The organism is Candidatus Allofournierella merdipullorum (genome assembly GCF_048426865.1).
GTDB lineage: Bacteria > Bacillota > Clostridia > Oscillospirales > Ruminococcaceae > Allofournierella_A > Allofournierella_A merdipullorum.
This window is the reverse complement of record NZ_DBFNWJ010000014.1, coordinates 1-11,729: the sequence shown is the minus strand read 5'-3', so window position 1 is coordinate 11,729 and position 11,729 is coordinate 1. Positions and strand designations below refer to the sequence as shown.

The window sequence follows — 11,729 nt, the reverse complement described above, 5'->3', positions numbered from 1 at the left end:
GCATTTTTCCAAATATCTTGCAAGGCGGTGCTTGAAAATTAAATATGGAGACGTATCGAAGTGGTCGTAACGAGAACGACTCGAAATCGTTTTGTCCAGAGATGGGCACGTGGGTTCGAATCCCACCGTCTCCGCCAGAAAACGGCGCTATGTCGAGGTTTATCGGCATAGCGCCGCTTTTTATTGTCCTGACGCCGACAGCATTTTTTCTTGCCTCACCACCGGCTTTCGGGCAGTTCCTCGGGCAGCGCCAGGGCCTTCTCCATCGTGGCGGCACTCAGCTGCTTCGACTGGGAATCCAGATGGGCGTAGATGTTCGCCGTGGTGGAGATGTCGCTGTGGCCCAGCCATTCCTGGATCTGCTTCATGGGTACTCCCTGTTTCAGCAGCAGGCTGGCGCAGGAGTGCCGCAGATCGTGGAAGCGGATCTTCCGCAGGCCATGTGCTTTGAGGAGCTTTCCAAAGCTCTCGGAAACTGTGTTGGGCAGGATGAGGTTGCCCATCTCGTCCACAAACAGGTATCCTTTGTATTTTTTGTTATAGCAGTTTCCGCAGAGCCTCACGTTGTATTCCTGCTGCTCCTTCAACTCCTTCAGCCGTTGGGCAAAGCCTGCCACCAGTGGCAAAGTCCGCAGGCTGGACTTAGTCTTGGCCCGGTCAGCCTGTATCAGGATGTGCTTGCCTTCAATATTCGCACTGGTGACAATGTGCCGGATGGTCAGCGTGCCAGCCTCAAAGTCGACGGCGTCCCACCGCAGGCCCAGTACTTCGCTGCGGCGCAGGCCATAAAATGCCGCAAACTGGATGATCAGTTCCAGACGACTGCCTCGGGCTGCCTGAAACAACTCCTCCATCTCTTGGGCGGTATAGTAAGATGCCATATACTTCTGCAGTTTTGGCCGCTCTACCTTGTCCACCGGGTTGCCGGGGATGAGGTCCAGCTTTACCGCATACTTCAAAGCCTTGTGCATATTAGCATGTTGCTTGATTACGCTTGTGGCTTTGAGGGTCTCCAATTCGTGAAGGTAGAATCTTTGGATGTGGCTGGCTTTCAATCCGCCCAGCGTGATGCCGGTGGGTTCGAAGTAGGGCACGATATGGTCCTTCACGTTGAAACAGTAGCCAGACCAAGTGGTTGGCTCCACAGAAGCACGGATGATTTTCAACCAGTAGAGCATGTAATCGCTGAACAGCATATCCGGGCTCAGATCGTCCGACCGGTTCGGCACCGGCGGCGTGAAAGCCCGGCGGGCCTGCCGCAGCAGTTCGTCCGCCTTTTTCTTGTTACCCTTCACCGGCAGCCCGGTGCCCTGCCATTTCTGCACCCGTTTGCCGTCCGGGCCGTTGTAACTGAGTACGATGTAAAAGTAGCCGTTCTTTTCGGTCAGTCGACCAGCTACCATGGACATTCCTCCTTTGGATTATTGGTGTTCTCCGGGTCCGACACAAGAATACCCGGAAGTTGCCTCGAAAGCTATTCACAAAACTGCACAAGGTTACGCGCCTGGAATGGGTACATATCCACCAGACTGCCCGCGCCGGTTTTCTCGGCGCGGGCGTTTTAGTTAGCGGATTTGTGTGCGGTCGTGGGGTTGGTGGCGGGGCTTGTCCCGCTCTTGTTGGCGGCGATATTCCTCTCGGCAGGCAGCAGTTTTTTCCACCTTCTCGATGATGCGTTTGGTGGCCGCATCTTCTTTGCGCAGGGCGGTGATTTGGCGGGTCAGCTCTGTCCGCTGGTGGACTACGCCGGGCGGCGGTTTCCGCCACCGCAGCTGCCGGGCACAGTCCGCCCGTTCTTGGCAAAGGGCGGTGATTTGTCCCGCCAGTGTTTCCCGGTGGGCTTTTACCTCCGCCACCGTGGAAAAGCCCCGCTTGCTGGTCAGGCGCAGCTCCTCCAGCGTCTTGTCAATGTCCCGCCACAGGGCGTTGATCTCCGGCCAGTTCACCCGGGGCGCGGGTCGCTTCGGGTAGATGCCCAGCTGGTAGCAGTAGTAGAGGTACAGCCTGAACAGGCTGCTCTTTTGATGGGTGAACAGCCCTCGGTACCGATATCGCCGTGCGGGCGGATGATATGCGGGCCGGGGCTTCAGGCTGTACTTGGGGTTGAAGTTCAGATGATAGAAGTGGGGACCGTACCGGAGATGGTTTTTGGTCAGCGCCTGCTCCAGAGCGGGCCAGTCGTATTCCGCCCCCAGCCGGTACACCCGCACCGACCGTCCGCCGTCCAGCGGACGGAGCGTGGCGTACTTGCGGCCTTCCTCCCGCCGCCAGAGATACCCCTGCTGCCGCAACACCCGGGCAAAGTCCCGCTCGGTGCTGGTCTGGGTCAGGGCCTTGCGGATGGCCCGGCGCATCGCCTCGTACCGGGTCTGTCCCTCGCCCTCATAGAGCGGCCGGGGCTTTTTGCCGCCGGGCGGCTGAATCACCGAGAGGGCGTGTTCCCGGCACAGCTGGTCGGACGCTCGGCGCATCTCCCGGTATTGGTCCCGGCGCTGTTCGTACTTCTTGCCGTCCACATAGGACACCGCATTGATGACGAAGTGGTTGTGCAAACATCCCGTGTTCAGATGGGTGGCCACCAGCACCTGGAACCGCCTGCCCCACACCCGGCGGGCCAGTTCCACCCCGATGGAGTGGCACTGCTCCGGGGTCACCTCTCCAGGCTTGAAACTCTGGTAGGCGTGCATCGCCACCACCCCCTCGGTCTTGCCGAACTGCTCCTGCACCGCCCGCATCTCCGCCCAGGCGGTCTCGGGGTGGCAGTAGACGCCGCTCACCAGCTGGGCCGTTTCCTGCAAAGTGGTCTTGGTGTCGTTCTCCGCGTAGTGCAGTGCCTGGGCCAGGCCGCTGTATTCGGTCTTGTCCGGGTTGGCAGCGTAGTCCACCACCCGACGCAGACTGTCCCGCACCGGCCAGATTTTAGTGGTCGCCAGAGGCATCCTCCTTCCGCAAGAGGCTGTCCAGCAGCCCTTCCCGGCAGCGGCGGTACTGTTCCGCCAGAGGCGGGTCCAAGCGGGCCAGCTGATCGTTCAGGTTTTCCATCCAGGTTAGGTAACTGAAAAACGCCTGAGGCGGATGGAACCGAGGCTCATACCCCAGCGCCCGCTGGCGCAGATATTCCGACAGGGTCAGCCCGCACCGGCCGGCCGCTGTTTGGATTCGATATTTCTCGGCGGGGCTCACCCGCACATTGAGGCCCACGTTTCTTGTTCTCACAGGGCCACCTCCGGGAGCGCGGGGCTTGGGGCTGGCCCCATGTTGGCGAAGTGTTGCCCGGTGGCAACACAAAGCCCATGCTTGTTACCCCGAAGCGCCTTGTTACCCCGAAGCGCCTTGAGTGACGACGATGACGGTGCTGACGATGTTTCCGGGATATCCCCGCCGTCCGGGGGTGTGCCGGATTTATCGTCATTCGCGTCATCATCGTCATACCAGAGCCGAAGCTGCCGGGCGCTGGCGGTGCGGCGGCTCTCGCAGCGGATGCCCAGGGGCGCCAGGTTGGTGGGATAGAACTCCACCAGCTTGCGGGTCAGCTGGTTGGGCTGCAGATCGGCGATACCAGCGGCGGCCAGCAGTTCGGTGGCGGTGCCCTGCCAGAATTTCTGCCGCTGAACAAAGTCGGCCACCGCCCACACGCAGGCGGGCACGGCTCGCTGAGCCATCTGCTCGGCACTTTCTTCCTCAATCAGCTCCCAGATGCAACCCTCGCTTTGCAGGTGCAGGGTGCGACTGTCCATGTCCCGACCGGTCACCAGCAGACGGGCAGCGTTGCTCATCCGCTGGCGCTGCAGTAGCCAGATGGTATCGGCGGCGCCCATTAGGCCGTTGGAGCCGGAAATCTGCTGGAACGGGTCGGCGGCCCCCTGTTTGCGCAGATGATGCACAAGCAGCAGGGCAATGTTGTGGCGGTCAGCCAGGGCTTTTAGCACGCTCATATCCTGGTAGTCACTGGCGTAGATCCCGGTGGTCGGATCGGCCTCACGGACTTTTTGAAGCGTGTCGATGATAATCAGACCCGTTTCGGGATGTTGGTTCAGAAAAGTTTCAATTTGCCGTTCCAGCCCCTGCCCGATGGTCTCACAGGCGGTCTGAAAGTAGAGCCGGTCGGGAACGATATCTTCGGTTAGGCGGAACAGGCGGTTCTGGATGCGGGCATATGTATCTTCCAAACACAGATACAACACCGTCTGGGCAGGGATGGTACGTCCCCAGAATTCGCTGCCCTGGGCCAGCTGCAGGCTCAGCCACAGGCAGAGCCAACTTTTGCCGCTTTTGCTGGCACCGGCCAGCAGCGCCAGTCCGGCAGGCAGCAGATTGGGAATGAGCCACCGTACCGGAGGCAGCGGGGTGGACAGTAAGGTTTGTGCATCAATGGGTTCAAATTTCGTCAAAAGCATTTCTCCTTTTCAGTTGGTTTGATTGGATGAGGCGGGCGCGGCCACAACGGCCCCAAACAGGCCCGCAAAACGGCCTTGGCCCCGGCGCGTGGGAAAACGCCCGCACCGCCTGTCAGGCCCCGCACAGGACGAACACCGGGCGGACAGCGGCGAGGGGCGTTTTGGGCATTTGGGGTTAGGAGCCGGCGGCCCGGGCAGCGGGCTGCACGCCGTTCTCCACCACATAGCGTATCACGTTGATTTTGGGGATTTTGTAGGCGTTGCCCAGCTTGAGCCCCCGGATGCTGCCGTCAGTCAGCAGGTCATAGGCTGCGTGGCGGCTGATGCCCAGCATGACCTGCAGCTGGCGCACCGTCACGATGTCGGGATAGTCGGCGAATAACAGTTTGTAAAGGGTCTGGATGTCAAAATTCTTCATCGATCACCTGCTCTCAAAAGATTTTCGCGGCGCGAGATGCGCCTGGACGGATAAACGGACAGCGGACGCCGACCGGAAGCGGCGGTACCCCTCCTTTCTGTGGGTTTGATGGGTGGCGGCAAAGGGTTCCTTATGCAGGATTCCTTGTTTTGCGTGGGATAGGATTTCAGGATTCCTTATGTGGGATTCCTTGTTTCGAACGCGGCGGTATTCCAGGGTTCCTTATGTAGGGTTCCTCGTGCGATGAATGGATAAATTTGACCTATCATGTGGCTTATGCGAACAATTTATCTTCGGCCAAAAGAACAGGTGCATCTGACTAGCAAACCTCGCAAAACCGCCATAAACAGCGATTGAAGCAGTAAAGCTGCGGACTTAAACTCCTGCAAAGATACAGTTTGTGATACATCCAGCATACAGTGCAGAGAATGAACTGAAATGCTGGCAGAAACTTTCGCTCTTGCGCTTTTGGCGCATCCGGCGTATGCTTTTATTACAGTTCCGTTGTTTGTAATCTGTAGTCGTGTTGCGTTTTTTGTAAAGCAAATTCGAATATGGTGAAAGCCCCCCTTTCTCCTGCGTGAACGAGCAAACATAACCCAAATAGCTTGTTTCAGATCACTCCCTCACTAATAGGAGAAATCCAGGGTGCAAAACGGAACCATTTTTGAAAAAACGCAAAATATTTTATGAAAAGAGGTGGGGTCATGGTGTATCTGTTTGATGATGAGCTTCTGGATACCAAAGATGACTTCACCGGGTGGGATAATAAGACAGGCACTGAAGCAGCGGAAGAAGCGTTGGAAGAGGCGCTTGCGAAAGAACGTTTGGCCGAGCTGGAAAGTGAGCTGGAGCAGGACGAACGTCCCATTGATTACGAAGCGGAGCTGGAGAGCGAGGAAGAAGAAACAGCCCTGGCCAGCGGAAAGCGACTAAAACGGGAGATGCAGGCCGAGGCCATACGGCGGCTGGAGGAAGCTGCCCGTACCGAGAAGGATTTTCGGGACGTGGTGGAGGAATGGAACAAGCTGGACCGAAACCGGGAGCGCCGGGAACGGGACCACGAAAATCTCCGTGGAGATGTGCCGCTGGAGTATCAGGCGGTGCTGGAACCCAAACTCATTCCCCACTGGATGAACAACCCCGCATACCGCCAGCTGATGGATGGGAACTTTCTGGACATTCTGTTTGACTGTCCCAATGAGATGCACAACCTGACCGCTGATTCCTTTATTTCCTGCATGGTCGAGGAACTGAGCGAGGAACACAAGGAAGTGCTGTATTTTCTCTCTTTGCGGTTGTACAGTACCACCCGGCTTGCCGCTGTGCGAGGGCAGTCTGACCGTAATATCCGCAAACTGCGAAAAACCATCCGCAAGAAATTGCAGCGCCAGATGTATGACCATCTATGCACAAAACCGGAAAATACCCTGACTTTGAAAGAACGTCGTTTTTGGGAGGAATACTCAAAAATCGCAAAGAAACAGGGCAAGGACGCTATGATCCGGCGGGAGAACAAGACCAAGCACCGAAAAAAGAAAAATCGCCCCTGATAACAGGGGCGATGGAGCAGAGTGGGTGTGTATGATGAAAAATTTGTTTGAACAGTCCCGTTCCTATTGGGTACGGTACAATTATTACGAGCTGAAAACAGGAGAAGATGGCAAGCGGTACATCACCCCTGGCAAAAACGCAAAGCCGAATGTCTACAATCCGCTGAAAGAAGCACCAAGCATTGTGCTAGATGCGCTGAATGTGGGGATGCTGATGATGGGGCGCAAGCCGGAAGCAGAGGTGGAAAAGGCGGTGATGGAGTTTATCACCCGGTACGGCCTGCTGGGACTGATGACTGCCCTGCCCACCACATCGTCCTTTATGGACTACGAGGCGGTATATCTGCCGAAAAACCACTTTGTCAAGGAAGAATCCATGGCGACAGACAAATATTTGTCCCTGTTTTATCCCTTCGACCAGTTTGACTTGGTGAAGAATGGAATTACATCTAAGTGGAGTGTGTCCGGTGACCGTACGATGGTTGCCCTGACCATGACCTTTATGGACGAGCCGATGGCAAAGAACATGAGCTTCCAGCGGGAATATGCGGAACCCTACGACTGGGTGACCCAGCAGTTCAAGGACTGGGCCTTTACGCTGACCACCGCCATTTTGTACTACAATGACTATGATTCCATTGACGAGGACGCACGGGGATTGTACCGCAAGGCCATGGCTGCGTTCGGCGGAATCACTCCCAGCTACCACATTGAGCTGCTGGATAAGCCCACCATCTATTGGGATTTTCACTCCCTTTTATTGGGTATCCAAATGATGTTCAGCTTTATACTGGTGGACGATGACCAGCCCCTACGCCTGTGCAAGCACTGTCAGAAGGTGTTCTTGGGCAACAGGTCTAACGCCGCCTTTTGCAGCCCACAGTGTAAAAATCAGTACAATCTTTACAAGAGTCGGGGAAAGAACCGGACGGATGGAGGTAACGAGTAATGAGTAAGGAACAGGAACCGCCTCGAATGAAACCAGAGAAATCTTCTTTTATAAAATCAATCCTGACCGGGAGAAGGACTGTCAAAGGCCATGTGTGCAGAAAAAAATAAGCCTCATGAACAAAGGCTTTGGAAAAATCGATTATTCTACTTTTTCTGCTGTTTCACGATAAAAACCATCGGTAAACCGTGTTGTAACTTCAATATATCTGAGATTTTGTTCAATTAATGTTCTTTCTATTGCTTTACTGACCTGCAGTTTTATCTGCACATAGCGAGACGGATTAAAATAGTGAGCTCATAAAGGTAAAATGGTGCATATCCTATTCCTGGATATGCACCATTTCTCAATGTTTAAACTATCTTCCTCGGTTTCGTGGTTTTCAGCGCTACCGCTGCGATCATGGCGTAGTGCCATTTGCTCTTTCCCGTAATGATGTTGTAGTCCTCAAAGGAGAGGAACTCCAGCAGGCATTCTTTGGGCACTTTATAGGCGTGCTGCTGCGGGAAGGATTTTATTAAAAGCGAAAGACTTTTAGGAAATTTATCATGTTTTTTCTCGATGCAAGATGTCAAGTCGCAGCGCCCCCAGTGTCCGAGCCGCACGATTAAAATCATTCATCCTCCATTCCCAGTTAGGGGAGCCCACCGTGCCGGGGGTATTCATGCGGGCATCGTCGTCCAGCTCCATGATATCCTGCAAAGGCAGAATGGCCCACTCCGCCGGGCTTGCCAGGGCGCAGCGGTTCAGCCGCTCCACCACGCTGCCAGTGCCGAAGCCCTGCCTCTTGAGCCAGCGGCGCAGCTTGCGGCGTTGCGCCGTGGAAAGGCTGTGGTACCATTCCAGCAAGGTGGCATTGTCGTGGGTGCCCGTATAGTAGATCTGCTGCTGCCGGTTCGGCTCGATATCCTGTACATACTTGCCCGATGTGTCCAGCGCGAATTCCAGCACCTTCATGCCCTTGAGGTGGTAGTGATCCCGCAGTTCCAGCACCTGGGGGCGCAGATCCCCCAGGTCCTCCGCCACCAGCTCCAGACCCGGAATCTTCTCATACAGGGTATCCAGCACCGCATAGCCCGGGGCTTCCAGCCATTCCCCTTCCATGGCGGTGGGGCAGGAGGCCGGGATTTTCCAATAGGTGTCGAAGGCGCGGAAATGGTCGATGCGGATGATGTCGAAAAGTTTCTGATTGTAGCCGATGCGCTCCACCCAGAAGGCAAACCCGTCCTGCTGCATCTTGTCCCAGTTGTAGATGGGGTTGCCCCACCGCTGGCCGGTGGCGCTGAAATAGTCCGGCGGTACCCCTGCGATAAAGGTGGGGCGTCCGTCCTCGTCCAGCAGGAAATTCTCCCGCCCGGCCCATACATCTACCGAGTCCACACCCACATAGAAGGGCACATCGCCCATAATGCGCACACCTTTTTGATGGGCATATTCCCGCACAGACTTCCACTGGTTCAGAAACTGATACTGTAAAAAGCTGTGGTAGGCGATTTCTTCGGCAAACTTGCCCAAGTCTCCCTGACGGGTCTTCGGCCAATCCCGCTGCCACTGAGGCCACTCCAGCCAGCAGCGGCCCTCGTTCGCCTTTTTGAAGGCCCGGAACACGCTGTAGTTTTTCACCCACTCCTGCCCGGCGAAAGCGTTGTAGTCCTCGTCCGGCTGAAAGGCGGCACAGGCGGCGCGCAGAAGAGGCTCTTTCCAGGCGCGCACCGCTTCATAGTCCACACGGCCCGGGTGGTCCGTCGGGAATTCCGGTGCTTCGGGCAAAAGGCCCTGTTCCACCAGCAACTCCAAGCTTAGATAAAGTTCGTCCCCTGCGCAGGAGGAGTAGGGCTGGTAAGGAGAGTTGCCGTAGCCCGTGGGATTTAGAGGCAGAATCTGCCAGATGCTCACCCCGTTTTCGGCCAGGAGGTCGATCCATTCATATGCCGGCCGGCCCAGCTCCCCCACCCCGGTGCGGGATGGGAGAGAGGATACCGCCAGCAGAATTCCTGTTTCTTTCATTCGATCATCCTCACAGATGCCAGATATCCTGATTGTACTCCGCGATGGTGCGGTCGGAGGAGAAGAAGCCCGCCTTGGCGATGTTCACCAGGGTCTTGCGGCTCCAGGCCAGTTCGTCCTCGTAATCCGCCAGCATCGCTTCCTTTTTCTGGATGTATTCCTTCACATCCAGCAAGGTCATGAACCAGTCCTTGCTTACGATTTCCTTATACAGGCGGCACAGGCTTTCCACATCGCCGATGCGGATCAGCTTTTTGTCGATGATAAAGTCCACCAGACGGGCGATCTCCTCGTCGCCGTCGTAGAGGGCGGCGGAGGAATAGGCCTGCTCGTCGTACAGACGGATGACCTCCTCGGAGCTTTTGCCGAAGGAATAGATGTTCTCTTCCCCCACCAGCTCCGCGATCTCCACGTTTGCGCCGTCCCGGGTGCCCAGAGTGAGCGCACCGTTGTGCATGAACTTCATGTTGCCGGTGCCGGAAGCTTCCTTAGAGGCCAAGCTGATCTGCTCGGAGATATCGCAGGCAGGAATCAGCTTTTCCGCTTTGGTCACGTTGTAGTTCTCCACCATGATCACCTTCAGATAGGGGCTGACCTGCGGGTCGCTTTCGATCAGCTGAGAAAGGCAGAGGATCAGGTGGATGATGTCCTTGGCGATGGTGTAGGCAGGGGCCGCCTTTGCGCCGAAGATCATGGTGATGGGCCGGGCGGGAATCTTGCCGGCCTTGATCTCCAGATACTTGTAGATAGCGTACAGGGCGTTCATCTGCTGGCGCTTGTACTCGTGCAGACGCTTGACCTGAATGTCGAAGATGGAATCCGCATTCAGCTCCACACCCTGGGTTGTTTTGAGGTAACGGGCCAGCGCCTGCTTGTTTTCGGTCTTGATACGGCGCAGCTGGTGCAGCACCTCTTCATCGTTCTGGAAGGCCAGCAGCTTTTCCAGTTCTGCCGCGTCCTTTTTGAAGCCGGAGCCGATTAGGCTTTCAATAAAAGCGGCCAAAGGCTGGTTGCAATGGAGCAGCCAGCGACGGAAGGTGATGCCGTTGGTCTTGTTGTTGAACTTTTCCGGGTACAGCTCGTAGAAGGGCCGCAGCTCGGATTCCTTCAGGATCTCGGTGTGCAGCGCGGCCACGCCGTTCACGCTGTAGCCGTAGTGGATGTCGATGTGGGCCATGTGCACCCGATCCTGATCGTCCAGAATGGCGACCCGGGGATCGGCACTCACCTGCTTTGCCCGCTTGTCCAGCTCCTCAATGATGGGCACCAGCTGGGGCACTGCCTTGCGCATAAAGTCCATGGGCCACTTTTCCAGCGCCTCGGCCAGAATGGTGTGGTTGGTGTAGGCGCAGGTCAGGCTCACCTCGCGGATGGCGTCATCCATGCTCATGCCCTCGGCGGTGAGCAGGCGGATCAGCTCGGGGATAATCATGGTGGGATGGGTGTCGTTGATCTGCACCGCCACGAACTCGTGCAACTTCTCAATGCTGCCACCCCGCTCCCGGGTCTCCTTCAAAATCAGCTGGGCGGTGCTGCTCACCAGGAAGTACTGCTGATACACCCGCAGCAGGCGGCCCGCCTCGTCGCTGTCGTCCGGGTAGAGGAACAGGGTCAGGTTGCGGGCGATGTCGCTCTTGTCAAAGGAGATGCCATCGCCGATGATGGATTCGTCCACGGTCTCCACATCGAACAGGTGCAGGCTGTTGCGCTGGCCGTTGTAGCCGGGTACGCCCACGTCGTACATCACCGAGCGCAACGAAAAACCGCCGAAGGGCACGGTGAAGCGAACGCCGGTGTCGGTGAGCCAGCTTTCCGGGGTGATCCAGGGGTTCTTTTCTTCCTTCTGCTTGTTGTTCTCCAGCTTCTGGTAGAACAGGCCGTCGTGATAGTTCAGGCCCGCACCGTCGCCGCACAGGTTCAGCGTAGCGATGGAATCCAAAAAGCAGGCCGCCAGGCGGCCTAGACCACCGTTGCCCAGCGAAGGCTCATTTTCCGCTTCCTCAACGGCGGTGAGCTCATGACCGTGTTTGGCCAGCAGCTCTTTTGCCTCGTCGAACAGGCCCAGATTGATCAGATTGTTGCTGAGCAGCTTGCCGATCAGAAATTCTGCCGACACATAGTACAGCTTGCGCTTGCCATCGGTGCGGGGCATGGCGGCCAGCTGCTCCTTGGTGTAGAGCATCAGGGCGGTATAGACCTGCTGGTCGGTGGCGGTGTCCAGATTTTTTCCGTAATGCTTATTCAAAATGCTCTGCAGTCTCTGTTCCATATACCTTTCCCTCTCATTTCTCTCAGTGTTTCGGTTGGGAACGTTCCAGGGCTTCGTATACCCGCAACAGCTCGCCCACGCTCCACGCCTGGGCAAAGCAGCCCCGGGAGGCGGTGGGGATTTCCCCGACGTCAAT

Annotated in this window: 9 protein-coding genes and 1 tRNA gene; 3 read left to right on the top strand and 7 right to left on the bottom strand. The window is 56.6% G+C overall.

What is annotated here, in order from left to right:
• Window positions 1–46: 46 nt before the first annotated feature.
• A tRNA-Ser gene (locus ACMNAY_RS02625) sits at window positions 47–137 on the top strand.
• A gap of 78 nt (window positions 138–215) precedes the next feature.
• Here ACMNAY_RS02625 and ACMNAY_RS02620 read toward each other — a convergent pair.
• The 5 genes from ACMNAY_RS02620 to ACMNAY_RS02600 all read right to left on the bottom strand — a co-directional run bounded on the left by ACMNAY_RS02620 (window position 216) and on the right by ACMNAY_RS02600 (window position 4,815).
• The gene (locus ACMNAY_RS02620) at window positions 216–1,403 is read right to left on the bottom strand and encodes a tyrosine-type recombinase/integrase (RefSeq protein ID WP_418718285.1); all 1,188 of its coding nucleotides are present in this window, start codon (window positions 1,401–1,403) and stop codon (window positions 216–218) included.
• A 162-nt stretch (window positions 1,404–1,565) separates the two neighbouring features.
• Window positions 1,566–2,939: a relaxase/mobilization nuclease domain-containing protein gene (locus tag ACMNAY_RS02615; protein ID WP_418718284.1), complete on the bottom strand. Its 1,374-nt coding sequence runs from the start codon at window positions 2,937–2,939 to the stop codon at window positions 1,566–1,568.
• A complete protein-coding gene (locus ACMNAY_RS02610; RefSeq protein WP_418718283.1) occupies window positions 2,920–3,216 on the bottom strand; it encodes a plasmid mobilization protein in 297 nt (98 codons plus the stop codon). Before ACMNAY_RS02610 ends, ACMNAY_RS02615 begins: the two co-directional genes overlap by 20 nt.
• Window positions 3,213–4,391, bottom strand: coding sequence for an AAA family ATPase (locus ACMNAY_RS02605; protein WP_418718282.1), 1,179 nt, complete (start codon window positions 4,389–4,391; stop codon window positions 3,213–3,215). Before ACMNAY_RS02605 ends, ACMNAY_RS02610 begins: the two co-directional genes overlap by 4 nt.
• 181 nt (window positions 4,392–4,572) lie before the next feature.
• A complete protein-coding gene (locus ACMNAY_RS02600; protein ID WP_204656985.1) occupies window positions 4,573–4,815 on the bottom strand; it encodes a helix-turn-helix domain-containing protein in 243 nt (80 codons plus the stop codon).
• A gap of 707 nt (window positions 4,816–5,522) precedes the next feature.
• Here ACMNAY_RS02600 and ACMNAY_RS02595 point away from each other — a divergent pair.
• The gene (locus tag ACMNAY_RS02595) at window positions 5,523–6,368 is read left to right on the top strand and encodes a sigma-70 family RNA polymerase sigma factor (RefSeq protein ID WP_418718281.1); all 846 of its coding nucleotides are present in this window, start codon (window positions 5,523–5,525) and stop codon (window positions 6,366–6,368) included.
• A gap of 31 nt (window positions 6,369–6,399) precedes the next feature.
• On the top strand, window positions 6,400–7,317 hold the full coding sequence (locus tag ACMNAY_RS02590) for a hypothetical protein (protein WP_418718280.1): 918 nt from the start codon (window positions 6,400–6,402) through the stop codon (window positions 7,315–7,317).
• Window positions 7,318–7,863: 546 nt separating this feature from the next.
• On the opposite strand, the gene malQ is transcribed toward ACMNAY_RS02590, so the two are convergent.
• Window positions 7,864–9,324, bottom strand: coding sequence for a 4-alpha-glucanotransferase (gene malQ / locus ACMNAY_RS02585; protein WP_418718279.1), 1,461 nt, complete (start codon window positions 9,322–9,324; stop codon window positions 7,864–7,866).
• Between the two features lie 10 nt (window positions 9,325–9,334).
• The gene (locus tag ACMNAY_RS02580; RefSeq protein WP_418718278.1) at window positions 9,335–11,593 is read right to left on the bottom strand and encodes a glycogen/starch/alpha-glucan phosphorylase; all 2,259 of its coding nucleotides are present in this window, start codon (window positions 11,591–11,593) and stop codon (window positions 9,335–9,337) included.
• Between the last annotated feature and the right edge of the window lie 136 nt (window positions 11,594–11,729).